21 protein-coding genes are annotated in these 23,134 nt (G+C 74.7%); 11 read left to right on the top strand and 10 right to left on the bottom strand.

Annotated elements, in window-relative coordinates; all coding sequences use genetic code 11:
• Nucleotides 1-57 precede the first annotated feature (57 nt).
• The 6 genes from ANAE109_RS02000 to ANAE109_RS01975 all read right to left on the bottom strand — a co-directional run bounded on the left by ANAE109_RS02000 (nt 58) and on the right by ANAE109_RS01975 (nt 5,216).
• The gene (locus ANAE109_RS02000; protein ID WP_011984714.1) at nt 58-975 is read right to left on the bottom strand and encodes a DUF4292 domain-containing protein; all 918 of its coding nucleotides are present in this window, start codon (nt 973-975) and stop codon (nt 58-60) included.
• A gap of 9 nt (nt 976-984) precedes the next feature.
• Nucleotides 985-1,860, bottom strand: a complete 876-nt coding sequence (locus ANAE109_RS01995; protein WP_011984713.1) for a TRAP transporter TatT component family protein — start codon at nt 1,858-1,860, stop codon at nt 985-987.
• 15 nt (nt 1,861-1,875) lie between these two features.
• Complete coding sequence (locus ANAE109_RS01990) at nt 1,876-2,844, bottom strand: MaoC/PaaZ C-terminal domain-containing protein (protein WP_011984712.1); 969 nt, start codon at nt 2,842-2,844, stop codon at nt 1,876-1,878.
• Between the two features lie 8 nt (nt 2,845-2,852).
• The gene (locus tag ANAE109_RS01985; protein WP_011984711.1) at nt 2,853-3,290 is read right to left on the bottom strand and encodes a MaoC family dehydratase N-terminal domain-containing protein; all 438 of its coding nucleotides are present in this window, start codon (nt 3,288-3,290) and stop codon (nt 2,853-2,855) included.
• Between the two features lie 8 nt (nt 3,291-3,298).
• Nucleotides 3,299-4,276 carry a dihydrodipicolinate reductase gene (locus tag ANAE109_RS01980; protein WP_049768503.1) on the bottom strand — a complete coding sequence of 326 codons (978 nt, stop codon included), beginning with the start codon at nt 4,274-4,276 and terminating at the stop codon, nt 3,299-3,301.
• Nucleotides 4,277-4,562: 286 nt separating this feature from the next.
• The gene (locus ANAE109_RS01975) at nt 4,563-5,216 is read right to left on the bottom strand and encodes a TlpA disulfide reductase family protein (RefSeq protein ID WP_234945222.1); all 654 of its coding nucleotides are present in this window, start codon (nt 5,214-5,216) and stop codon (nt 4,563-4,565) included.
• Nucleotides 5,217-5,280: 64 nt separating this feature from the next.
• Between ANAE109_RS01975 and ANAE109_RS01970 the strand changes: the two genes are divergently transcribed.
• Nucleotides 5,281-6,396 carry a DUF4388 domain-containing protein gene (locus tag ANAE109_RS01970; protein ID WP_011984708.1) on the top strand — a complete coding sequence of 372 codons (1,116 nt, stop codon included), beginning with the start codon at nt 5,281-5,283 and terminating at the stop codon, nt 6,394-6,396.
• Nucleotides 6,397-6,570: 174 nt separating this feature from the next.
• On the opposite strand, the gene ANAE109_RS01965 is transcribed toward ANAE109_RS01970, so the two are convergent.
• The 4 genes from ANAE109_RS01965 to ANAE109_RS01950 all read right to left on the bottom strand — a co-directional run bounded on the left by ANAE109_RS01965 (nt 6,571) and on the right by ANAE109_RS01950 (nt 12,400).
• A complete protein-coding gene (locus tag ANAE109_RS01965) occupies nt 6,571-7,782 on the bottom strand; it encodes a penicillin-binding transpeptidase domain-containing protein (protein ID WP_011984707.1) in 1,212 nt (403 codons plus the stop codon).
• 147 nt (nt 7,783-7,929) lie between these two features.
• The gene (gene ppdK, locus ANAE109_RS01960; protein WP_011984706.1) at nt 7,930-10,884 is read right to left on the bottom strand and encodes a pyruvate, phosphate dikinase; all 2,955 of its coding nucleotides are present in this window, start codon (nt 10,882-10,884) and stop codon (nt 7,930-7,932) included.
• A 199-nt stretch (nt 10,885-11,083) separates the two neighbouring features.
• Nucleotides 11,084-12,139, bottom strand: a complete 1,056-nt coding sequence (locus ANAE109_RS01955) for an asparagine synthase-related protein (protein ID WP_011984705.1) — start codon at nt 12,137-12,139, stop codon at nt 11,084-11,086.
• Nucleotides 12,140-12,148: 9 nt separating this feature from the next.
• Nucleotides 12,149-12,400, bottom strand: coding sequence for a sulfurtransferase TusA family protein (locus ANAE109_RS01950; RefSeq protein ID WP_041448740.1), 252 nt, complete (start codon nt 12,398-12,400; stop codon nt 12,149-12,151).
• 123 nt (nt 12,401-12,523) lie between these two features.
• Here ANAE109_RS01950 and ANAE109_RS01945 point away from each other — a divergent pair, with 123 nt between their 5' ends.
• The 10 genes from ANAE109_RS01945 to trpC all read left to right on the top strand — a co-directional run bounded on the left by ANAE109_RS01945 (nt 12,524) and on the right by trpC (nt 23,125).
• Nucleotides 12,524-13,033, top strand: coding sequence for a hypothetical protein (locus ANAE109_RS01945; RefSeq protein WP_011984703.1), 510 nt, complete (start codon nt 12,524-12,526; stop codon nt 13,031-13,033).
• Nucleotides 13,034-13,052: 19 nt separating this feature from the next.
• Nucleotides 13,053-14,090 (top strand): hypothetical protein, encoded by a 1,038-nt coding sequence (locus ANAE109_RS01940; RefSeq protein ID WP_011984702.1) that lies wholly within the window; start codon nt 13,053-13,055, stop codon nt 14,088-14,090.
• Between the two features lie 151 nt (nt 14,091-14,241).
• Entirely contained in the window at nt 14,242-16,236 is a 1,995-nt protein-coding gene (locus tag ANAE109_RS01935) for a thioredoxin (RefSeq protein WP_011984701.1), read from the top strand.
• Between the two features lie 43 nt (nt 16,237-16,279).
• Complete coding sequence (locus ANAE109_RS01930; protein ID WP_011984700.1) at nt 16,280-17,572, top strand: glycosyltransferase family 4 protein; 1,293 nt, start codon at nt 16,280-16,282, stop codon at nt 17,570-17,572.
• A gap of 70 nt (nt 17,573-17,642) precedes the next feature.
• Nucleotides 17,643-18,404: a glycosyltransferase family 25 protein gene (locus ANAE109_RS01925; protein WP_011984699.1), complete on the top strand. Its 762-nt coding sequence runs from the start codon at nt 17,643-17,645 to the stop codon at nt 18,402-18,404.
• A 131-nt stretch (nt 18,405-18,535) separates the two neighbouring features.
• The gene (gene panD, locus ANAE109_RS01920) at nt 18,536-18,931 is read left to right on the top strand and encodes an aspartate 1-decarboxylase (protein WP_011984698.1); all 396 of its coding nucleotides are present in this window, start codon (nt 18,536-18,538) and stop codon (nt 18,929-18,931) included.
• 81 nt (nt 18,932-19,012) lie between these two features.
• Nucleotides 19,013-20,494: an anthranilate synthase component I gene (gene trpE / locus ANAE109_RS01915; protein WP_011984697.1), complete on the top strand. Its 1,482-nt coding sequence runs from the start codon at nt 19,013-19,015 to the stop codon at nt 20,492-20,494.
• A gap of 263 nt (nt 20,495-20,757) precedes the next feature.
• Nucleotides 20,758-21,339 carry an aminodeoxychorismate/anthranilate synthase component II gene (locus tag ANAE109_RS01910; RefSeq protein WP_011984696.1) on the top strand — a complete coding sequence of 194 codons (582 nt, stop codon included), beginning with the start codon at nt 20,758-20,760 and terminating at the stop codon, nt 21,337-21,339.
• Nucleotides 21,336-22,349, top strand: coding sequence for an anthranilate phosphoribosyltransferase (gene trpD / locus ANAE109_RS01905; RefSeq protein WP_011984695.1), 1,014 nt, complete (start codon nt 21,336-21,338; stop codon nt 22,347-22,349). Before ANAE109_RS01910 ends, trpD begins: the two co-directional genes overlap by 4 nt.
• Nucleotides 22,346-23,125, top strand: a complete 780-nt coding sequence (gene trpC / locus ANAE109_RS01900; RefSeq protein WP_011984694.1) for an indole-3-glycerol phosphate synthase TrpC — start codon at nt 22,346-22,348, stop codon at nt 23,123-23,125. Before trpD ends, trpC begins: the two co-directional genes overlap by 4 nt.
• The last annotated feature ends 9 nt before the right edge of the window (nt 23,126-23,134 follow it).

Raw genomic sequence — 23,134 nt, 5'->3', positions numbered from 1 at the left:
GGACCGGCGCCGCGTGGGGCGGCGGGAGAGTGCGGCGGGGCCCGCCCGCCCCCCCGATCAGCGGGAGGGCGACCCCGCGCCGCCCGGCCCGTGCGCCGGCGACGACCCGGGCGCGGGCTCGGGCACGCCCTCCCGGAACAGGTTCGGGACCTCGTGCTCCTCGTCTCCCAGCTCGACCACGCGCGCGCCGCGGGGCGGGTCGATCGTGAAGCGCACGCCCCCGAGATCGCCGTTCACCTGCACCTCGCCCCAGCGGAGATCGAGCCGCACGCGCGGGTCCTCGGCGCGGATCCGCAGCTCTCCCGGGAACCGACCCGCTGCGAGCGGACGGAACCCGTCGAAGTCGAGGGAGTACGCGGGCGCCGTGCCGGGCCCCACCGCCACGACGCTGGAGCGCTCGACGGTGGCCTGCTCCCCGACGCGGACCTCCTGCGCGCGCCCGTCGGCTCCGAGCGAGAGGACGAGGGCGGCGCCCCTCACCTCGACGTCCTCCGCGGCGTCGAGGAGCGGCGCCGAGCCGCACAGGATCGTGACGAGGTCCTCCGCCGGGAGCGGCAGCGGGACGAGCCGCGCCAGGTTCTCGGGCGTGGCCGCGCCGCGGTAGAAGACCCGCTCCTTCGCGTCGAAGAGCTGGAACCGGCCGCCCTCCGCGGCGAGCACGGCGCCGACGTTGCCGAAGAAGTCGAGCACCTCCACGTGCAGGCGGTCGGGCTTCTCCGCGGCGATGAACTGGCGCACGGTCACCGCGGTGCGCATCCCCTTCGCGTCCACCTTGACGCGCGCCTCGCCGGAGACGCGCTGGACCCGCGCCTGGCCCGCCCGGACCTGGGCGAGGAGCTCCCCGGCGTCGCGCGACAGGTCCGGCGGCGGCACGCGAGGGCGGCAGGCGACCAGGGCGGAGGCGATCGCGAGGAGGACCGCGGCCCTCCGGCGGCGCGCCGGGCTCGCTGCGATGGCTTCGGGTTCGCGGACCATGGCCAGCCCTCAGAACAGGCGCGCCCTGCGCTCGCGCAGCTCGATGGCGCGCCGCTGCGCGACGCCGTTCTCGGGCGCGCGCGCCGGATCGCTTGCGGGGTCGGAGCCCGTCACCTCCGCGAGGAGCCGGTCGAACAGCGCCGAGTCCTGCACGAGCACGGCGTAGGTCTCGGCCTCCGCGACGCGGCCGAGCAGGTCGTCGGGGGCGAGCTGCCGCGCGCGGTCGAAGTGGGCGCGCGCCGCGTCCGCGCCGCCGCCGGCCGCGACCGGGAGCGCCGCGCGCCAGGCCCCGAGGGCGCGGTGCGGGCCGGCCGCGTCGATCCGCTCGTCGAGCTCGGCGGCGCGCGCCATCATCGCGAGCGCGGCGTCCTTCACCGCCAGCACGGCGGCGTAGCCGGTCGCCTGCGCCCCGCGCATCGCGCCCTGCGCGAGCAGGTACAGCGCCTCGCCTCCCGGCGGGTCCACCCGCGCCGCCGCCGCGGCCGGGTCCTCGCCACGGTCGATGGCCTGCGCCCACCCAGGCGAGGTGACGCGCAACGCCCGCTCCGCCGCGCGCGCGGACGCGTCCCACGCCTCCTTCGCCTCCGCGGGCTCGCGGGCCGAGAGCGCGCGGAACGCCTGCGCGCGGGCGAGCGGCAGCTCCGCGTCGACGGCGCCTGGACGCGCTGCGGCCGCGCGCTGGAAGGCGCTGATCGCCTCGACCAGCCGCGCCGGATCGGCCCGCTCCTCGAACGCGCGAACGCCCTCGGCGAGCGCGGCCTCGAACGGCCCGGGCGCGGCGCGCGCGTCCGCCGGCGCCGGAGCGGTCTCCGCCGGACGGCGGCAGGCGGACGCGCCGGCGACGAGGGCCAGCGCGGCGAGCGCGAGCGAGCGGCGGGAGGGCATTCGTCGGGGACGTCCCTAGCGGCGCTTCTTCCCTGTGGGCTTCCTGGCGGCGCCGTGGGCGCGCGCGCGGGCGTTCGCGCCCTTCTCCTTGCCCGCCGGTCGCTTCGCGGGTCGCGGACGCGCGGCCTTCGCCTTGCCGGCCGTCGCCTTCGCGGCCGGGCGCGGGCGCGCCGCGGCGCGCTTGGGCGTCTGGGTCGCGGGGGCCGGCGGCTTCGTGCCCGGACGGGGGCGCGCCCCGACGGGCGCCGCCTTCGGCGCGGGCTTCGGGGCGGCCGCCGGCGCCGCGCGCGCGGCGGTCGCCGCAGGGGCGGGAGGCCTCGACGCGGCCTGGGGCCTCGCCGCGGCGGGGGGCGCGGTCCGCGCGGCGGGCGCGGGCTGCGCGGGCTGCGCGGGCGGCTGGGGCAGGCGGGGCGGCGCGAGCGGGCGGCTCGCGGGCGCGGCAGGACGCGAGGGCTGCGCGCGCGAGAGCTTCGCGAGCCGCGCCTCCTCCTCCTCCTTCGTCACGACGAGCGGCGCGCCGCCGGCGCGCTGCCGCGCCTCGTCCTCGGCGCTGTAATAGAGCTGGAAGCCGGTGAGGCCGCGCACGACGAGCTCGCCGCGCTGGTTCTCGGCCCACACCTCGATGTCCACCGCGTAGCGGCCGCCCTCCTCGAACCGCCGATCCGTCACGCGGCCGCGCACCGTGAGCACGTCGCCCGGCCACACGATCTTCACGAAGCGGGCGGAGAAGCGGCGGAGGCGCGCCCCGCGCACCCAGTCGACGACGAGCTCCCCGAGGAACCCCATCGCGATCATCCCGGGCGCGAGCGCGCTCGGGAACCCCGAGTTCTTCGCGTAGGGCTCGTCGATGTAGAGCGGGTTCCAGTCCTGGGCCGCGCCGACGTAGCGCGCGATCTGGAGCCGGTCCACCGGCGGCTTCACGAGCGGCGGCAGCTCGTCGCCGACCTTGACCGCCTCGAAGTAGAGCTGGCGTGCCGTGAGCATCCTCGCCCCTATCCGCGACGCAGGATCAGCGTCGCGCGCGAGCGGAACACCCACTCGCCCTTTTCGTCCCGCCCCTCGTCCTCGAGCACGAGCACGTCCATCGGCCCGCTCGCGCCGGGCCGCTCGAGCACGTCGGCCACCCGCGAGACCACGGTGATCCGATCGCCCGCGACGATGGGGCGGGCGTACTCGAGCTGCTGCTCGGAGTGGAGGATGGAGCGGGTGCCGAGATCGAGCGAGTGGCGGAAGCGCTCGTTCGCGGTGAGCGTCACGGGGAAGGTGGGCGGGGCGACGAGCGCGGCGTACCCCGCCGCCTGCGCCGCCGCCTCGTCCTGGTAGATCGGGTTGGGATCGCCGAGCGCGTCCGCGAAGCGCCGGATCGCGCTCCGCTCCACCTCGTGCTCCACGGGCTCGCTCTCCCGTCCGATGAGGGATCTGTCGAGCATGCGTCCGTTCACCTTCCCACGGGGAGATCGAGGACCGTGAGGAGCCCCTGGCGCTCCATGACGGCCGCGATGGCGTTCACGACGGCGTTCGCCGTGCCGGCGGCGCCGGGGACGCCCCCTGGCACGAGGAGCCGGAGCGGCGGGGCGGCGTCGAGCTCGACCTCGTCGCGCGGGTCACGCGCGCCGACCTGGATCGTCAGCTCCAGCCTGACGACCTCCTGATCCTCCGCGAAGACGCGCGCGATCTGCTGCACCCCGGCGACCTCGCCGCGCCGCACCGCGCCGTCCTCCTCGGCGACGAGCGGCACGAGCTCCTCGTCGACCTCGTAGTCGTCCGTCCCGATGCACGACTCGGCGACGAGCGCCGCGGACTGCGCCAGCCCGAGCTGGCCGAGCTCCTCGCGCTCGAGCGCGTCGTCGAACGCCGCCTCGGAGAGCCCCACGCCGACCCTGCGCCGGAGCGGATCGTCGGCGCTCGCGAGGTCCACCACGCGGACGGCACGCACGTGGCGGATCGGCCCGGCGACCTGGGCGAGCAGCGCGGGCAACCTGTCGAGCGAGAACCCGGGGGTCACGCCGGTGGACACCACCGCCACGCCCCGCTGCTCGCAGAGCGCGTCGAGCGCCTCGGCATCGTCGGCACGATCGAGCGCCGGGTAGGCGAGCTCGGGGCAGGTGGAGACCACGTGCAGGCCGGCCTTCACGGCTGCACGGACGTCCGCCAGCGCGTCGTCGAGCCGGTCCACTCCGGACTGGATCAGGACGCCTCCGCGCGCGCGGCCGAGCGCCTTCGCGAGGTCGCCCTCTACGCGCACCTCAGGGGCTCCAGCACCGAGCAGGGCATCGAGGGAAGCTCCGGCGAGCGCCGGATCGCGATCGACCGCCGCGACGACCGTGAGCTCGGGGCGAGCGACTACCGCCCGGGCGATCGCTCGCCCATCCTCTCCGAGCCCCACGAGGACCACCGGGATCCCGTCCCGTCGCACGCGCCCCTCCGGAGACGCGCGCGCCCGGGGAGCGGGCGCGCCGGATCTCCAAGATTCCCGGGCCTTTATAGTGCACGCGACCACTGGCTATCAAGGAAACCAGGGAGCTCGACCCCGCCGGCGCGGCCCGTCGGCGGGGCGGTGTGGGCGTCTAAGCCTGCCGTAAGCGTTCACTTACGGACGTCGATTGGAGGCTCCTCGAGCCCCGCCGCCAACGCCTGGGCACCGTCAAGTTGCCGAGGAACGACGAGTTTTCGACGGGTGAGCCCCGGACGGGGGCAGCCGCTCACGAGCCGATGAGGGACTCGAGGAGCTGGCGGGCGGTGGGATCGTTCCAGTCGCGAGGACCGACCACGTAGGCCACCAGCCGGCCGTCCTTGTCCACGATGTAGGACTCCGGGAACTTCAGATCGGGGCACGAACCGCCCCGCGCCGCGCAGTAGTACGCCTTCGTGACGGCGTGGCCGGGGTCGAGCGTCACCGCGAGGCCGGGCTTCCCGAAGTACGGCGGAGCGGCGAAGAACTCCTTCACCGGATCCCAGCCCTCGTCCACCGAGACGGCCACCATCCGGAACCGTCCGGGGTACTTCGCCTCCAGCTCCCGCCCGAGCCGGAGCATGGAGGGCATCTCCTCGCGGCACGGAGGGCACCACGTGGCCCAGAAGTTGAGGAAGACGACCTGCCCCCGCGCCTGCGCGAGCGAGAAGCGGGAGCCGTCGAGCGCCTCGAGCTCGAGCGCGGGCGCCGGGACGTCGGTGCGATCGACGCCGAAGCCGAGCAGCGCGGCGCGCTCGAGCGCCGGCTGGGTGACGAGGCGGTCGTACGCGAGGTAGGCGCCGCCCGCCACCAGCGCGGCGGCGACGAGCGCCACGCCGAGGCGGCCGCGGCGGCCCGGGGTGCGAGCGGAGGTCGGCGGCGGGACGTTCGGCTGCGTCTGCACGGCCGCGTTTGTACACGAGCGGCCAGCTTGCCGCCACCCGCCCCTCGGGCGACACTCGCGCGGCATGCGTGGCCTCATGGGCAGCTTCGCGGTCCTCCCGCTCTCCGAGCTCGTGGACCTGCTCGCGCGCCGGAGCATGTCCGGCACCCTCGGCTGCGAGCGTGGCACCGTGCAGAAGTCGGTGCACGTGCGCGAGGGGGTCGCGGTCGGCGCCGAGTCGAACGATCCGCGCGAGCACCTCGGCCAGCTCCTCCTGAACTTCGGCCACGTCACCGAGGAGCAGCTCGCGAAGGCGTTCCAGACGCAGGAGGAGACGCGCATCCGCCTCGGCAAGGTGCTGACGCTCGTCGGCCTGGTGTCGCCCGACACCGTGCGCGACGTGCTCGCCATCAAGCTGCGCGAGACGCTCCTCGACGTGTTCCTGTGGGACGCGGGCGTGTTCTGGTTCGACGGCGGCTCGCCGCCGGTGGTGGACGATCTCGACGCCGCGGTGCCGCTCGCCGACATCGCGCGCGAGGCGGAGTTCCGCACCACCGCGTGGAGCGCGTTTCGCGGAGAGTTCCCGAGCGGCGCGGCCACCCTCGTCGTGGAGGAGGCCGCGGCGACCGCCTCGGCCGATCCCACCACCGTGGACGGCCGGCTGCTCGCGCTGGCCCGCGAGGGCAAGACCATCGACGAGATCGGGCTCGCGCTGCACGCGACCGACTTCCACCTGTACCAGCGGCTCTACGCCCTGGCCCGCCAGGGCGCGCTCCGGGCGGCGCCCGCCCCCCTCGCCGCCGCGGCGGCCGCGGAGCCGGTCGGCGCGGCCGACCTCATCGACCGCGCGCGGGCGCTGCTCGCCGACGGCCGCGCGGACGACGCGGAGCTCGTGGCCGCCCGGGCGGTCGAGCTCGCCCCCGCCTCGGAGGCCGCCCGCTCGCTGCTCGGCGAGACGGAGCGCGTGCTCGGCGAGCGGCTCCGCGCCGAGCTCCTGGGGCCCCCGCGCACGCCGCGGGTGCGGCTCTCCTCGCCGGAGGTGGCGCGGCTGCGCCTCTCGTCCGCCGACAAGTACCTGCTCTCCCGCTGCGACGGCCGGCGCGACCTGCGCGAGCTGGCCCGGGTGGCGCCGCTGCGCGAGCTCGACGTGCTGAAGGCCATCCGGCGCTTCGCCGACGCGGGGCTCGTCGAGCTCGGCTGAGGGCGCGCGCCGGGCGTGGGAGGGGTCGCGGTCCCGGTCGAGGTCGCGGTCCCAGTCGAGGTCGCGGTCCCGGTCCCGGTCCCGGTCCCGGTTCCGGTCGCGGTCGAGGTCGAGGTCGGGGTTGCAGTCGAGGCCCTTCGACTTCGGGCCGCGGCTGACGCCGTGTCGCTACGCCTATGGGACCTGCGCGACCTGCGCGGCGAAGTACGCCTCGAGGGCCTCCCGCGCGACGGTCGGCGCGCGGGCGTGCCAGAGCCGCTCGTTCACCACCACGGTGGCGATGGCCACCTGCGGGTGGTCCGCCGGCGCGTACCCCACGAACCAGGAGTAGTCGCGGTAGGGCTGGGCGTCGGCGAGGGACCCGGTCTTGCCGGCCACCGGGATGCCGCGCAGCGGGCCCCGCGCGCGCGCGAAGGCGCGGCGGGCGGTGCCCTCGGTGACGGTGCTCCGCATCATCCTCGCGAGCTCCGCCGCCACGGGCTCCTCGATGACGCGGCGGGGCTCGCCGGCGGAGGGGATCGCGCCGCCGTCGACCGACTCGACGATCACCGGCGGCACGAGCACGCCGTCGTTGGCGACGATGGCCGCGAGGAGCGCGGCGTGCAGCGGCGAGAGCTTCACCGGGCCGAACCCGGCCGCGGTGTTCGCGAACCCGAAGTCGTCCTCCGGGATGTCCGCCCGGGACACCTCCACAGGGCGGGCGAACGGGATCTCGGTGTTGAACAGGAACCGCTCCGCCGTGGCGCGCAGGCTCTCGGCGTCGAGCCCGCGGCCCGCGAGCTTCGCGAACACGACGTTCGTCGAGTGCCCGAACGCGGAGACGAGCGTCCGGCAGCGGTGGTCGCGGCGCGGGTCGTCCGCGAGGTTTCCCGGGGCGAGCCGGCGCTTGCCGCCGTGGTAGCAGACCTCCTCGTCCGGCTGGGTGCCGTGCTCGAGCAGGGCGGCGGCGGTCACGAGCTTGAAGATGCTCGCCGCTGGCGCGAGCGCCGCGACGGAGAGGCCGCGGCGACCCGGCTCCGCCCGGGAGTGCTCCGCGAGGGCGAGGATCTTCCCGGTGGCGGGCTCGAGGAGGACGGTGGCGCCCCAGGGCACGCGGTAGGTGTCGAGGGCGCGCTCCAGCCGCGCCTGAAGCCCGGGATGGAGCGTCAGCGTGGCGCGGCGATCGCCGAGCGGCGCGACGTAGCGGCCGGTGGCCTCGTCGAGCACGATCTCGCCGATGCGGATCGGCAGCTCGGGCGCGGCGGGCGCAGCCTCCGCGAGCTTCTTCTGGGCGCTGGCGGAGGCGCCGCCTGCGCCGCCCCCGGAGGAGTGGGCGCGCGGGAGGACGAGGCCGGCGAGCACGAGCGCGCTCGCGGGCACGAGCCAGGAGGGGACGCGGTGGAGCATCGGAGCGAGTCTTCGACGGGGGAGCGGCGGCGAGTGTGCCGCAAGCCCGGGACCGCGTCAAAGTAGGCGCCGCGATCTCCTCGAGGACGTGCTCGCCTGGGTGCGCGGCCCGACCGGAGCCCGGCCGGGCCGCATGCACCCTCAGTGTCAGCGGCCGCGCCGCGCGCGGGCCTTCAGCGCGCGCTTCACCTTGGCGAGCCCCTTGCTCGCGAGCGCCGCGCCGAGCCTCGCCGCCGCGGGCTTCCCGTCGCGAAGCCCCTTCGCGCGCTTGCCGCCCTGGGCGGGCGTCCTCGCGGCCTTCGCGGCGCGCCCGGCCGCGCCACCGCTCGCCTTGGCGGCCTTGGCGACGCGCTTCGCCGCCGCCTTCGCGGGCGCCGCCGCCCGCTCGCGGAGGGCCGCCTGCGCGGCGGCGAGCCGCGCGATGGGGAGCCGGTACGGAGAGCACGAGACGTAGTCGAGCCCCAGCTCGTGACAGAACTCCACCGAGGACGGATCGCCGCCGTGCTCGCCGCAGATCCCGAGCTTCAGGTCGGGCCTGGTCTTGCGCCCGCCCTCCACGCCCATCCGCATCAGCGCACCGACGCCCTCGCGGTCGATGGAGACGAACGGGTCGCCCGGCCAGATGTCCTTCTCCAGGTACGTGGCGAGCACCGGGCCGGTGTCGTCGCGGGACAGGGCGAAGGTCGTCTGGGTGAGGTCGTTCGTGCCGAAGGAGAAGAACTCCGCCGTCTTCGCGATCTCCCCGGCGGTGACCGCGCCGCGCGGCACCTCGATCATCGTGCCGACGTGGTAGCTCACCGCCAGCCCGCGCGCGGCGAAGACCTCGTCCGCGACGCGGCGCACCACGGCGGCCTGATCGTCGAGCTCCTGCTTCGCGCCGACGAGCGGGATCATCACCTCGGGCTCCACCTCGATCCCCCGCTCGGCCACGTCGCAGGCGGCCTCGAAGATGGCGCGCGACTGCATCTCGGTGATCTCCGGGTAGGTGATGCCGAGCCGGCAGCCGCGATGGCCGAGCATCGGGTTCGACTCGTGCAGCTCCTCGATGCGCGCCCGGATCCGCTCCACCGGCTTGCCGGTGACGCGCGCGAGCTCGGCGATGCCCGGCTCGTCCTGGGGCAGGAACTCGTGCAGCGGCGGGTCGATGGTGCGGATCGTGACGGGGCGCGGGCCCATCGCCTCGAAGATGCCGCGGAAGTCCTCCCGCTGGAGCGGGAGCAGCTTCGCGAGCGCGGCCCGCCGCTCCTCGACCGTCTCCGCGACGATCATCTCGCGCATCGGGCCGATCTTGCCCTCCCCGAAGAACATGTGCTCCGTCCGGCAGAGCCCGATGCCCTGGGCGCCCAGGGCGACCGAGACCGCGGCCTGGTCCGGCTGGTCCGCGTTGGCGCGCACGCCCAGGCGGCGGGCCTGGTCGGCCCACGCCATGACCTGGGCGAACTCGCGGTACACCGGCGCGTCCTCGGCGGCGAGGGTCTTCTCCACGAGGACCTGCAGCACCTGCGACGGGCGCGTCTCGAGCTCGCCCTCGATCACCTCGGCGGCGGTGCCGTCGATGGAGATCCAGTCGCCCTCGCGCACGACGCGCTCGCCGGCGGCGGTGGCGACCCGCATCTGGCGCCCGTGGTAGTCGAAGGACAGCGCCTCGCACCCGACGATGGCGACCTTGCCCATCTGCCGCGCGACGAGCGCCGCGTGGGAGGTCATGCCGCCGAAGGCGGTGAGGAAGCCCTCCGCCGTCGCCATGCCGCGGATGTCCTCGGGGGAGGTCTCGTGCCGGGCGAGGATCACCCGCTCCCCGCGCGCGCCCCACGTCACCGCGTCCTCCGCGAAGAACACGACGCGCCCGCTCGCCGCGCCCGGCCCGGCGGGGAGCCCCTTCGCGAGGAGCTTGCCCGCCTTCATCGCCGCGGCCTTACGGTCGGCGTCGAAGATCGGCCGGAGCAGGTGGTTCAGCGCCTCGGGCTCGATGCGCTGGAGCGCCACCTCCTTCGTGATGAGCCGCTCGGCGGCCATGTCGAGCGCGATGCGGACGGCGGCGAGGCCGGTCCGCTTGCCGGTGCGCGTCTGCAGGACGTAGAGCTTGCCGCGCTCGACCGTGAACTCGATGTCCTGCATCTCCTGGTAGTGCTTCTCGAGCTTGGTGCGCACGCTCTCGAGCTGCCGCGCGATCTCGGGCCAGCGCGCCGCGAGCTCGGAGATCTTCTGGGGAGTGCGGACCCCGGCGACCACGTCCTCGCCCTGGGCGTTCACCAGGAACTCGCCGTAGAAGGCGTCGTCGCCCGTCGCGGGGTTGCGCGTGAAGGCGACCCCGGTCCCCGAGTCGTCGCCCAGGTTCCCGAACACCATCGCCTGGACGCTGACGGCCGTGCCCCAGTCGGAGGGGTAGCCGTACAGCTTGCGGTAGGCGATGGCGCGGTCGTTGTCCCAGGAGCGGAACACGGCCGCGACGGCCTCGAGGAGCTGGCCGTACGGGTCGTCGGGGAACTCGACGCCCTTGCGCTCGCGGATGGCCGCCTTGAACTCGGTGACGAGCTCGCGCAGCGCGTCCTCGGGGAGCTCGGAGTCGAACCTCACCCCGCGCGCGAGCTTCTTGCGCTCCAGGATCTCCTCGAACGGGTCGCGATCCTCCTTGTGCTCCGGCTTCAGGCCCAGCACCACGTCGCCGAACATCGCCACGAAGCGGCGGTAGCTGTCCCAGGCGAAGCGGGGGTTGCCGGAGGCCCGCGCCAGCCCTCCCACGGTGGCGTCGTTCAGCCCGAGGTTCAGGACGGTGTCCATCATGCCGGGCATCGACGCGCGGGCCCCCGAGCGCACGGAGACGAGGAGCGGGTCCTTCGGATCCCCGAAGCGCTTGCCGGCGAGCGCCTCGGCCCGCTTCATCGCCGCGCGGAGCTCACCCTCGAGCCCCTTCGGCAGCTTCTTGCCGCCGCGGTAGTACTCGGTGCAGACCTCGGTGGTGATCGTGAAGCCAGGCGGGACGGGGATCCCGATGTTGGACATCTCGGCGAGCCCCGCCCCCTTGCCGCCGAGGAGCTCCTTCATGTCCTTGTTTCCTTCGGCTTTTCCTCCGCCGAAGGCGTAGATGCGCTTCTGGGCCATCCGTGACCTCGAGTGAAGTTGGGGTCGAATCCGGTCGGGCGCGATCTCACGCGCTGCCCGCATGACGCACCGTACCAAACGGGCGGAGCGTGCGGAACCGAACCCCCACTTTGCCCTCGCGGCGCATCGCCGCGGTCCGAACGACCTCACGTTGCCCGCCCGCACGGTGGACGGGGCGGCAGGCACGCCGCCGCGGCGATCAGATCCTGAGCGCCTCGACGCGGGCCTCGTCCTGCTCCGGCTCCACCTCGTAGCGCTCGACGAGGTCGCCCTCGCGCCACTCGACGGTGACCCGGGGCGCGTCCTTGCCCTTGCCGTAGCGCGCGACGATGCGCGACGCGAGCACGCGCTCCTCCCAGGTGGGCTCGCCCTCCACGATCGCCACGGGTCCGAGCACGTCCTGCGCCTCCAGCCGCGCGCGCCCCTCGACGTGGTGCTCGAGCAGGGCGTTCTCCACCTCGGTGCGCCCCACGACCAGCTTCGCGCGCGGGGAGAGCCGGAAGTGCCGGCCGGTCGAGAGCAGCACGACGTCCTCGGGGAGGATCCGGCGCTCCTCGCCGGCCGCCTCGCGTGCGTCGAGCACATCGAAGAACTTCTTCGCGAAGCTCTCGTCGGTGAGGTAGCAGCAGCCGCCGGCCGGCTGCGGCCAGTCCACCACGCCGAGCTCGCGCGCGAGCTCCATCTGCCGCTGGCGCGAGCGGCCGCTGATCGCCTCCAGCCGCTCGCGGTCGACGATCCCCTCCTGCTCGGCGATCGTCGGCTGGAGGAGCTTGGCCGAGAGCGGGCGCAGGAGCCGGCCGTCGAGCCCGCTGTCGCGCTCGATGATGCGCAGGGTGTCGCGGCGCTGGCTCTTCGGGCGCTGGCCGAGGACCTCGCCGGTGAAGATGAAGTCCGCCCCCTCCGCCTCCATGATCTCCTTCGCCTTGCGCATCATGAAGACGCGGCAGTCGACGCACGGGTTGGCGTTCGCGCCGTACCCGTACTTGGGGTGCACGAGCATGTCGAGGTACTCGGACCCGGAGATGTCGACGTACTCGATGTCGACCTCCAGATCGGCGGCGGCGCGCAGGGCCTCGTTGCGGGGGACCGCGCCGTCGGCGCGGCCGCCCTTCCGGCGCTGCGTCTCGGTGATGCAGAAGCCGGTGTAGAAGGTCACCGCCTTCACCTCGACGCCCTGCCGGCGCACGAGCGCGAGGGCGAGCGTCGAGTCGAGCCCGCCGGAGATCATCGCGATGGCCTTCCCCTGCTTCGGCATGATGCTCCTTCAGCGCGCCCGCTTCCGAACCCAGCTCTTCCAGGCGGCGCCGTCCCGGAAGGTGCCGAGGTGCTCGTTCCGCGTGGCCCTGCACCACATCGGCATGTCGGTCGCGATGCCCGCGTCCGTGGAGATGACGAGCAGCACCGCGCCCTCCTCGAGCGTCCGCACCACCTTCGCGGTCTCGACGATCGGGAACGGGCAGAGCCGGCCGGAGGTGTCGAGGGTCCGCGCAGGTGCGGGCATGTCGGGGAGCGCCACGGGCACTCCCTTTAGCCGTCCTTCCGGGGAGGAGCAACCGGCGGCCGGCGCGTCGCCGGTGTGGGCGCCGCAGCTCCCGCGCATCCTTGCCCGGGGTGCAGGCGAGCGGTAGGCTCGCCCGCGATGCCCCGCCTCGCTCTCGCCGCCCTCCTCGCCGCCCTCGCAGCAGCGGCCGCGCCCGCCTCCGCCCAGGAGCCCCACGTCCCGACCACCGGCCTCGCCGCCACCTTCTCGTACGGCGGCGGCGGCGAGCTCGGGCTCGACGAGGGCGAGGACGAGCTCGGCGCCGGCGTGGCGGAGATCGAGGCGACGCTCGGGTACGAGTTCGAGTCCACCGGCCTGCGGCCCGAGATCGGCGTCGTGCTGGGGCTCGATCCCGACACGCACTGGGCGCTGCGCCCCGGCATCCGCTGGTCGCTGCAGACCCTCCCGATCCAGGTCCGGCTCGCCTTCGACGGCTCCAACGCCCGCGACCGCTCGATGGAGTGGCGCTGGCTCCTCCTCGGTGTCGCGGCGGAGCTCCGCTTCACGAGCGTCCTCGGCCTCTTCGCGGAGGTCGACGGGGGCGCGCCGCTGTCGTCCGAGGCCGGGGTCCCGCTCCTCGCGCGCGCCGGCGCGACCTTCCGCTTCTAGCCATCGTGGGAGAGCCAGCATGAGACGCCTCGCCGTCGCGATCGCCCTCGCGTTCGGAGCGCCGGTCCTCGCCCAGGACGAGGCGCTCCCCCCGCCGCCGCCGCCGCCCGCCTACGAGGGGGACGTCCCCCTCCCCCCGCCGCCCTCCGGCACCCGGCCGCTCTCGCAGCTCGATCCGAGGCTGCCCCCGGCCCAGCGCCCGGCGCCGCCTCACGCGGCGCCGGCCTCGGGCGCGTTCCAGGGCGGCGCGATCGGCGAGTCACCCGTCGCGCCCGCCGGCTCGCCGGCGGCGCCGCTGCACCCCGACGAGACGATCGGCCACTGGCGCTACGCGATGGCGAGCGGCGTGGCCGGCCGCTTCGGCGGGATGCAGCTCGACCCCGACCGCGAGAACCCCGGCGTGCTGCTGTACTTCGGCGCGCAGGCGGACGGCCTGTGGTCCGAGGGCTTCGGCAAGTCGGCGCGGCTCCGGCTGCGGATGTTCACCGGCGGCGAGAGCGAGGTCTACCTGCCGTCGGACGGCGAGATCGAGGGCGCCTTCATGATCGGCCGGCGCGAGTTCCGCTTCGTGCTCGGGCGCCTCGAGGTCGGGCGCTACCCCGCGCTCGGCGTGAACGTGCTCGCGCAGCTCGCCACGCTCCCGTGCTTCGAGGGCTCCCTGCCGCTCCTCGGCGACACGATGCGCCTCTACTACTACGTCTCTCCGGTGGAGGCCTCGTTCGTCCGCTACCACGGCGACGCGCACATCGAGCACTCGGCGGCGTGGGCGACCGAGTCGGACGTGCCCGTCGCGGCGAGCGCGGGCCGGCTGCGCTGGACGCTGCTCCTGCCGCCGTCCGTGCTGCTGTCGCTCCAGGGCGACCTCATGAAGATGTGGAACAAGGCCGACACGTTCCTGGCCGGCGAGGCGAGCCTCGGCTACCAGGTGCTCGACGGGTCCGCGGTGTTCAACGTCGCCGCCCGCTGGGACCGCTACCGCCGCCGCGGGCTCGGCGCGGAGACGAGCGAGACGGACGGCGAGATGAAGCTGCTCGCCATCGCGTCGCTGGTGTTCTGAGGAGCGCTCCCGCGGCCGCGGGAATGGTCCGCCGCGCGGCCGGTTCCGGGGGACGCGCGCTGCCCCGCGCGGAGGCACATCCGTTTGTCGGTGCTCGGGATTTCGTGATAGATGCGCGGCACGCACTCGCACGCGTAGGAGACGCTTCGACATGAGGCACGTCAGCTGGATCATCGCCCTCGTCATCGGGTTCTCGGTGGGCTTCTTCTCGCGGGGCGCCATCGACGGCGGCGGCCGCGGCGCGCGGCCCTCCGGGCAGGCGCAGCAGCGTCCCGCCCGTCCGGTGGAGGACCCGAGCGCGGTCTACCGCGTGCCCGTCGACGACACGCCGCTGCGCGGCCCCGCGGACGCGCTCGTCACCATCGTCGAGTCGTCCGACTTCGAGTGCCCCTTCTGCAAGCGCGTCGGGCCGACGCTGAAGCAGCTCGAGGAGGCCTTCCCGGGCAAGCTCCGCTTCTCGTTCCGGCACAACCCGCTGCCGTTCCACGCGCGGGCGCTCCCCGCCGCGATCGCGGCCGAGGAGGCGCGCGCGCAGGGCGGCGACGCCAAGTTCTGGGCGATGCACGACAAGCTCTTCGAGCTCGCGCCCGCGCTCGACGACGCGAGCATCGAGCGCGCCGCGCAGGAGATCGGGATCGACGCCGCCAAGGTGAAGGAGGCGATCGCCTCGGGCAAGCACAAGGACCGGATCCAGCGCGACCAGCGGGTGGTCCAGTCGGTGGGCGCCCCCGCGACCCCGTCCTTCTTCATCAACGGCCGCAAGCTGGCCGGCGCCCAGCCGTTCGAGACGTTCCGCGCGCTGGTCGCCGAGGAGCTGAAGAAGGCCGAGGCCCTCGTGCAGGGCGGCACGCCCGCCTCCGGGGTCTACGCGAAGATCATGGAGAGCGCCTCGTCCCGGCCGGTCTACCTCCCGACGCCCACGGGCCAGGCCGCCCCGCAGGACGGCGCGCCCAAGGCGCCCGCAGCCGCGCCCGCCGCGGTCTACCGCAAGGTGCCCCTCCGCGCCGACGATCCGGCCCGCGGCCCGGCCAGCGCGAAGCTGACGGTGGTCCTCTTCTCCGACTTCCAGTGCCCGTTCTGCGCGCGCGTGGAGCCCACGCTGAAGCAGCTCGAGGAGGCGTACCCCGGCCAGCTCCGCGTCGTCTGGAAGCACCAGCCGCTGGGCTTCCACCAGCAGGCGATGCCGGCCGCCCTCGCCGCCGAGGCGGCGCGCGAGCAGGGCAAGTTCTGGCAGCTGCACGACAAGCTCTTCGAGAACCAGCGCGCGCTCGACGACGCCAGCCTGGCGCGGTACGCGAAGGAGATCGGCCTCGACGCGCGCAAGCTCGAGCAGGCGCTCCAGTCGAAGAAGCACGAGCCCCGCATCCAGGAGGACATGCGCCTCGGCGCCTCCGTGGGCGCGAGCGGCACCCCCACCCTGTTCTTCAACTGCCGCCAGCTCGTCGGCGCGCAGCCGTTCGACCGCATGAAGGCGGTCGCGGACGAGGAGCTGAAGAAGGCGGACGCGCTGCTCGGCGGCGCCAGGCCCGACGCGGGCTTCTACGATCGCGCGTGCGACGCCAACGTGGCCGCCGCCCCCGCCGCGCCGGTCCCCGCCGCGGCGCAGGCCCCCGCGCCCGGCCCCATCCAGAAGATCGACGTCCGCACGGACGATCCCGTCCGCGGCAACCCCAAGGCCCCGGTCACCATCGTCCTCTTCTCCGACTTCCAGTGCCCGTTCTGCGCGCGCGTCGGCCCCACGCTCGACGAGGTGCAGCGCACCTACGGCGACAAGGTGCGGGTGGTGTGGAAGCACCAGCCGCTGCCCTTCCACCAGCAGGCGCTCCCGGCCGCCGAGGCCGCCGAGGCCGCCCGCGAGCAGGGCAGGTTCTGGCAGATGCACGACAAGCTCTTCGCCTCGCAGCGCGAGCTCTCGCCCGACGCGTACGGCCGCATCGCGCGCGAGATCGGGCTCGACGCGAAGAAGTTCCAGGCGTCGGTCCAGAGCGGCAAGGCGCGCGCGCGCATCCAGGAGGACCAGCAGCTCGCCTCGCGGGTCGGCGCGCAGGGGACGCCCACCATGTTCGTGAACGGCGAGAAGATCGTGGGCGCCGTGCCGTTCGCCCAGATCAAGGCCGTGATCGACCGGCAGCTCGCGGCTCGCTGAGCCCCTGCGGCCGGCGGCCATCTCGCGCGAGGCCGCGGACCACGTGACCCCCTCCTCGCCTCTGCGCGACGCGCCCTCGCCGCCGGACGCGCCGCGCTGGACCGACTCGCTGCGCGCGGAGTTTCCCGCCCTGGCGGGGGTCCGCATCGCCGTGGTGGGGTACGTGCTCGTCTCGCCCGTCACGGGAGAGATCCAGACGGGCGGAACCGAGACGTACGCGGCGACGCTCGCGGAGGTGGCGCGGGGGCTGGGCGGCGACGTGGTGTTCCTGCAGCGCTCCCGCACGCCGTTCGCGCCGCGCGAGGTCCGCCCCGGGCTCTCGGCGCGCAGCTGGGCTCGCCCGCGGGACGTCGGTCCGCTCCTGCGCGCCGTGCGGGAGGAGGCCGGCGCGCGGCCCACGGTCACCCTGCTGTTCGTCGAGGACTACCTGCCCGACGTGGCCGACCACCCCAGCGTCTTCCTCCACCACGGGATCCTGGACGACGGCGCGTTCGAGCGGCGGCCGCGCTCGCGCCTCATGGGATGGGTGCGCGACGTCCGGAAGCTCTGGGTGTGGCACCGTCGGAGGCGGCGGCACTTTCGGATGGTCACCCGCACGACCCGCACCGTCGCGGTGGACACGAACGTGGGGAACGTGACGCGCTTCATGTTCCCGCAGCTGGAGTGGGGTGGGCGCATCGAGTACGTGCCCAACTTCGGAACCCTCCTCCCGCGCGCGGAGGTGGTGGCGAAGTGGCGCGACCTCCATGCGCCGACCACCGTGCTGTTCGCGCGCCGGTTCGTCATGAAGCGCGGCACGTTCCTGTGGGCGGACGTGCTCCGCGAGATCGCCCCGCGCTACCCCGAGGTCCAGTTCCGCTGCGTCGGCCGGGGACCAGGCGAGCCCTGGCTGCGCGAGCTCGCCGCGCGCCAAGCGAACGTGAAGGTCCTCGAGCGACCGCACGACGAGATGGTCGAGGAGCACCGGCGCGCGCACATCTCGGCCGTCCCGAGCCTCTGGTCGGAGGGGACGAGCCTCTCGGCCATCGAGGCGATGTGCGCCGGCGCGGCGGTGGTCTCGACCGACGTGGGCGGGCTCGGCAACCTCGTGATCCCGAACGCCACCGGCCTCATCGCGCCGGCGACGCCGGACGCGTTCGGCGCTGCGCTGCGGAGGCTGCTCGACGACCGCGCGCTCGCGCGCCGCCTCGCGCTCTCCGGTCATCGCGCCGCCGCCGCATCCTTCTCCCACTCGGCCTGGGCGCGCCGCATGTGCCGGGTGCTCGCCGGCGTCCTCGCGGATCCGACCCCGCGGTCACCGGTCCGGCGAGTGGCGCCAGCGCCGGGGGTGGAGTAGCCGGTGGGAGGGCCGCCCCGGGTCTCGCCTCGGTAGCGTAACCCCGCCAGGGCATGCGACAATTGGAGCCGTGCATCCCTCGTTCGACCTCCTCAACCGAACGTTCGACCGCATCTTCGTCGTGACCCTGCCTCGCGCCCTCGAGAGGCAGGCCCGCGTCACGTCCCGCCTCACGGGGCTCGACTATCGGTTCTTCCACGGCTTCGATCGCCAGCAGCTCGACCTCGATCGGCTCGCGCGCGAGGGCGTCTACGCGCCAGAGCGCGCCCGGAGGGTGGATCGTCACGGCAGGGCCCTGGGCGCCGGCCAGGTCGGGTGCTCTCTCTCCCATCGGAAGCTCTACGAGCAGGCGATCGAGAACGGCTGGAGCCGCGTGCTCGTCCTGGAGGACGACGTCGTCGCGCGCGACGACGACCTTCCTCAGCTCACGGCGGCGCTCTCGCAGCTGCCCGAGGCGTGGGACGTCCTGTACCTCGGCTACACCAACTTCGAGACGGTCACCAGGCGCGACCGCGTGAAGCAGGCGAGCTACGTCGTGCTCTCGGCGCTGCGGCTCATGAAGTGGAGGCCGCGAGAGATCCTGCGCTTTCACCCGAGACCCTTCTCGCCGAATCTTCGCTGCGCCGGGCTGCACCACTGCACTCACGCATACGCCTTCACCCTCGCGGGAGCGAAGAAGCTCCTCGCGGCGCAGACGCCGGTCGCCTTCCCCGCCGACCAGCTCCTCGTGCACCTCGTGCTTCGCGGAGAGATCCGCGCGTTCGTCACCGAGCCGAAGTTCTTCGACCAGGAGGCCCCGCCGGGCGGAGTGGGCTCGTTCGTCGCAGCCTGATCGGGCGATCGGGGAGCGCCCGCCTGCCCTGCCGACCCCATGGCCGCCGCGGCCCAGGCTGTGAGGCGCCCGCCTCCCGCGCAGGACCCTTGCGCGGGGCGCCCGCGTTCGGATAAGGATCGCCACTCGCCATGCGCCGGACCTTCTTCAAGTCGAAGATTCACCGCGCCACGGTCACGCACGCTGACCTGGACTACGAGGGCTCCGTCTCGATCGACGAGGACCTCCTCGACGCCTCCGGGATCCTCGAGTACGAGGCCGTCCACGTGTGGAACATCACGCGCGGCACGCGGCTGCAGACCTACGCCATCAAGGGCGAGCGCGGCTCCGGCGTCATCTGCATCAACGGCGCGGCCGCCCACCTGAACAAGCCGGGCGATCTCGTCATCCTCGCGACGTTCGCCGAGCTGGACGAGGCCGAGGCGCGCGGGTTCAAGCCGACCGTGGTCCTCGTCGACCGCAAGAACAAGATCGTCGAGAGCGACGCGGTCGAGATCGCTGGGCCGGCGCGGCGGGTGTCGGCATGACGGTGTTTCTTTGGCGCCGGTGACCTCCGGCCCCAGCCCGACCTCGACGCCTTCCTCTCCCTGTGCAGACCCGGCCGTGCCGTGCCGGTGCGCGTCGAGGTCGACGCCGACACCGAGACGCCGGTCTCCGCGTTCCTGAAGCTCTCCCGCGGCGAGCGGCAGGCGTTCCTGCTCGAGTCGGTCGAGGGCGGCGAGCGCAGCGCGCGGTTCAGCTTCCTCGGCGCCGGCCCCAAGAGCGTGCTGCGCCACAAGCTCGGCGATCGCGGCGACCCCCTCGCCGCGGTGCGCGCCGCGCTCGCCACGCACACGGCCGTGCGCGTCCCGGGCACGCCCCGCTTCGCGGGCGGGCTGGTCGGGCACGTCGGCTACGACGCGGTGAAGCTGTTCGAGCCGCGCGTGCCGATCGCGAACCCGGACGAGCTCGGGTTCCCCGACCTGCTGCTCATGGACTTCGACGAGGTGGTGGCGTTCGACAACCGGCGCCACTCGCTGCACGTCATCTGCGAGGTCCGCTGCGACGAGGGCGACGATCCCCGGGCGCTCTACGCGCGCGCCGTGAAGCGCATCCGGGCGCGGCTCGCGCTCCTCGCCGCCCCGCTCGAGGACCGCCGGGCGCGGCGCGCCGCGAAGCCGTCCGAGCTCGTCCCCCGCGTGGCGAAGCCCGACTACCTCGCCGCGGTCGAGCGCGCGAAGGACTACGTCCGGGCCGGGGACTGCCAGCAGATCGTGCTCTCGCAGCGCTTCGACGCCGAGGTCTCGGTCCCGCCGTTCGAGATCTACCGCGCGCTGCGGCGCGTGAACCCCTCGCCGTACCTGTTCTTCCTGAAGGACGGGGAGCGCGCCCTCGTCGGCTCCTCGCCCGAGACGCTCATCAAGCTCGAGGACGGCGAGGTGACGCTCCGGCCCATCGCGGGCACGCGCAAGCGCGGCGGGGACGCGGCGGAGGACGCGCGGCTCGAGGCGGAGCTGCGCGCCGACCCGAAGGAGAACGCCGAGCACGTCATGCTCGTGGACCTCGGCCGCAACGACGTCGGCCGCGTCTCCGCGGTGGGCAGCGTGCGCGTCACCGCGCTCAAGACCGTGGAGCGGTACTCGCACGTCATGCACCTCGTCTCGGAGGTGAAGGGCAGGCTCGCCGCCGGCCTCGGCGCGGTGGACGTGCTGCGGGCGGGCTTCCCCGCCGGCACGGTCTCCGGCTCGCCCAAGGTGCGGGCGATGGAGATCATCGACGAGCTGGAGCCGGCGCGGCGGGGACCCTACGCCGGCGCGGTCGGCTACTTCGACCGCGGCGGCGACATGGAGATGTGCATCGCCATCCGCACGCTCATGGCGCGCGGCAGGCGCGTGTCGGTCCAGGCGGGCGGCGGCCTCGTGTACGACTCCGACCCCGAGGCGGAGTACCAGGAGACCCTCAACAAGGCGCGCGCGGTGTTCACGGCGGTGGCCCAGGCCGAGTCTCGCGTGCTCGACGCCGTCGCGCGGCCCCCGGCCCCGGCGGCGCGCACCGTGGCGGCGCGCACGCCGAAGGCGAGCCGGCGCCGGCCGCGCAGGGGCGAGCGATGAGCGGCCGGAACGGACAGCGAGGCACGTTCGCTTCTCGCGAGGCGCACGAGGCCGTCCCTCGACTTCGGTCCCGCGCAAGCGCGGGACCTACGCTCGGGATGAACGGGCCCGAGGCGGGCAACCGCAGCGACGCGCGCCGAGGCGCCTTCGATACCCCGCTCGTCCCGAGCGTAGGCGCGCGCAGCGCGCCGGAGTCGAGGGACGCAGGCGCAAGGAGCGAGGACGCCCGCCGCAGGCAGGCATCGTGCGGCGGTGCTGCGCGGGTGCTCCTGCTGGACAACTACGACTCGTTCACCTTCAACCTGGTCCAGTACCTCGGCGAGCTCGGCGCCGACGTCGAGGTGTTCCGCAACGACGCCATCGACGTCGCGGGGATCCAGGCGCGCCGCCCGGACGGCCTCGTGCTCTCCCCCGGGCCGTGCACGCCGGACGACGCGGGCGTGACGCTCGAGGCCATCGCCGCGCTCGCGGGCGAGCTGCCCATCCTCGGCGTGTGCCTGGGGCACCAGGCCATCGGCCAGGCCTTCGGGGGCAAGGTGATCCGCAACGCGCGCATCGTGCACGGGAAGGCGAGCCCGGTCCTGCACGCCGGGGCGGGCGTGTTCGCGGGGCTGCCGTCGCCGTTCGAGGCGGGGCGCTACCACTCGCTCGTCGTCGAGCGGGAGACGTTGCCCGCGGCCCTCGAGATCACCGCCTGGACCGAGGAGGAAGAGATCATGGGGCTGCGGCACCGGGCGCTGGACGTGGAGGGCGTCCAGTTCCACCCCGAGTCGATCCTGACCGCCGAGGGCAAGCGGCTCCTCGGCAACTGGCTCCGCCGCCTCGACGGCGGGAGGGCGCGATGATCCAGCAGGCCCTGACGCGGCTCCTCGACCGCCACGACCTCGCGCGCGCGGAGATGTCCGCGGTGATGGACGAGATCGCGGACGGCGGCGCGACGCCGGCGCAGGTGGGCGCGTTCCTCGCGGCGCTGCGGCTGAAGGGCGAGACCGTGGAGGAGATCGCCGGCGCGGCGGAGGTGATGCGGGCCCGCGTCGACCCCATCCGCGTGGACCGGGACGTGTTCGTGGACACCTGCGGGACCGGCGGCGACGGGCGGCACACCTTCAACATCTCCACCACCGCCGCGTTCATCGTGGCGGGCGCCGGCGTGACCGTGGCGAAGCACGGCAACCGCGCGGTCTCCTCGCGCTCGGGCTCGGCGGACGTGCTCGCCGCGCTGGGCGTGGACGTGGACGCGGCGAAGGACGTGGTGGAGCGCGCCATCGAGGAGGTCGGCATCGGCTTCCTGTTCGCGCCGCGCCTGCACCCTGCGTTCAAGGCGGTGGCCGGCATCCGGCGCGAGCTCGGGGTCCGGACCGTCTTCAACCTGCTCGGGCCGCTCGCCAACCCGGCCGGCGCGCGCTACCAGGTCCTGGGCGTCTACGAGCCGCGCTGGGTGCCGATCCTCGGCGGCGTGCTCGCCGCGCTCGGCGCCGCGCACGCGTTCGTCGTCCACGGCGAGGGGCTCGACGAGATCGCGGTCACCGGCATGACGCACGTGTGCGAGGTGCGCGCGGGCGAGTGCGAGCGCTACGCCATGGTGCCGGAGGACCTCGGCCTCCGCCGGCACGAGGAGGCCGAGATCGCCGGCGGCGACGCCGACCGGAACGCGCGCATCCTGGCGGACGTCCTCGCCGGCCAGCAGGGCGGGCCGCGCGACGCCGCGCTCGCGAACGCGGCGGCGGCGCTCGTCGCGGCCGGCGCGGCCGCCGACCTGCGCGAGGGGGTGCGGCTCGGCGCGGAGGCCGTCGATCGCGGCGCCGCGTCCGACAAGCTCGCCCGCCTCGTCGCGGTCACGCGGGGTGGGGCGTGACCTTCCTCGAGGGGATCCTGGCGCGCAAGCGGGAGGAGGTCGCGGCGCGCCGGGCGGCCGAGCCCGACGGCGAGCTGGAGGCGCGCGCCCGCGCGGCGCCGCCGCCCCGGGGCTTCGAGGCGGCGCTCTCGCTGCCCGGCGGGCCGGCGCGCATCATCGCCGAGGTGAAGCGCGCGAGCCCGTCCGCGGGCGCGATCGCCGCCGGGCTCGACGCGCCCGCGCAGGCGCGCCGCTACGCCGCCGCGGGCGCGGCGGCGATCTCGGTCCTCACCGACGGCCCGGGCTTCGGCGGCTCGCTCGCGGATCTCGCCGCCGTGCGGGCCGCGGTCGGCGTGCCCCTGCTCCGCAAGGACTTCGTCGTCGACCGCTACCAGCTCCTCGAGGCGCGCGCGGCCGGCGCCGACGCGGCCCTGCTCATCGTGGCGGCCCTCGGGGACGACGCGCTGCGCGCGCTGCTCGACGACTGCTCGGCGCTCGGCCTCGCCGCGCTCGTGGAGGTGCACGATGCGGCCGAGGCGGACCGCGCGCTCGCCGCGGGCGCCCGGATCGTCGGCGTGAACAACCGCGATCTCCACACCTTCGCCGTGGACCTCGCCACCTCCGAGCGGATCCTGCCCCGGCTCCCGGACGGCGTGCGCGGGGTCGCCGAGAGCGGGGTGCGCAGCCCCGAGGACGCGCGCCGCCTGCGCCGCGCCGGCGCCGCGAACCTGCTCGTGGGAGAGGCCCTCGTGCGGGCCGCGGACCCGGGAGCGCTGATCCGCGAGATGACGGCGTAGCCGACCCCG

Origin of the sequence: Anaeromyxobacter sp. Fw109-5, from assembly GCF_000017505.1 — a bacterium.
In the GTDB taxonomy this organism is placed as follows: domain Bacteria; phylum Myxococcota; class Myxococcia; order Myxococcales; family Anaeromyxobacteraceae; genus Anaeromyxobacter.
The sequence above is the reverse complement of the archived record's forward strand: the minus strand, read 5'-3'. Positions and strand labels throughout refer to the sequence as shown.

Excerpts from the sequence above, each read along its gene's own strand:
- ANAE109_RS02000 (WP_011984714.1), bottom strand. The coding sequence starts at position 975 with ATGGTCCGCGAACCCGAAGCCATCGCAGCGAGCCCGGCGCGCCGCCGG.
- ANAE109_RS01995 (WP_011984713.1), bottom strand. The coding sequence starts at position 1,860 with ATGCCCTCCCGCCGCTCGCTCGCGCTCGCCGCGCTGGCCCTCGTCGCC.
- ANAE109_RS01990 (WP_011984712.1), bottom strand. The coding sequence starts at position 2,844 with ATGCTCACGGCACGCCAGCTCTACTTCGAGGCGGTCAAGGTCGGCGAC.
- ANAE109_RS01985 (WP_011984711.1), bottom strand. The coding sequence starts at position 3,290 with ATGCTCGACAGATCCCTCATCGGACGGGAGAGCGAGCCCGTGGAGCAC.
- ANAE109_RS01970 (WP_011984708.1), top strand. The coding sequence starts at position 5,281 with ATGCGTGGCCTCATGGGCAGCTTCGCGGTCCTCCCGCTCTCCGAGCTC.
- ANAE109_RS01965 (WP_011984707.1), bottom strand. The coding sequence starts at position 7,782 with ATGCTCCACCGCGTCCCCTCCTGGCTCGTGCCCGCGAGCGCGCTCGTG.
- ppdK (WP_011984706.1), bottom strand. The coding sequence starts at position 10,884 with ATGGCCCAGAAGCGCATCTACGCCTTCGGCGGAGGAAAAGCCGAAGGA.
- ANAE109_RS01955 (WP_011984705.1), bottom strand. The coding sequence starts at position 12,139 with ATGCCGAAGCAGGGGAAGGCCATCGCGATGATCTCCGGCGGGCTCGAC.
- ANAE109_RS01945 (WP_011984703.1), top strand. The coding sequence starts at position 12,524 with ATGCCCCGCCTCGCTCTCGCCGCCCTCCTCGCCGCCCTCGCAGCAGCG.
- ANAE109_RS01940 (WP_011984702.1), top strand. The coding sequence starts at position 13,053 with ATGAGACGCCTCGCCGTCGCGATCGCCCTCGCGTTCGGAGCGCCGGTC.
- ANAE109_RS01935 (WP_011984701.1), top strand. The coding sequence starts at position 14,242 with ATGAGGCACGTCAGCTGGATCATCGCCCTCGTCATCGGGTTCTCGGTG.
- panD (WP_011984698.1), top strand. The coding sequence starts at position 18,536 with ATGCGCCGGACCTTCTTCAAGTCGAAGATTCACCGCGCCACGGTCACG.
- trpD (WP_011984695.1), top strand. The coding sequence starts at position 21,336 with ATGATCCAGCAGGCCCTGACGCGGCTCCTCGACCGCCACGACCTCGCG.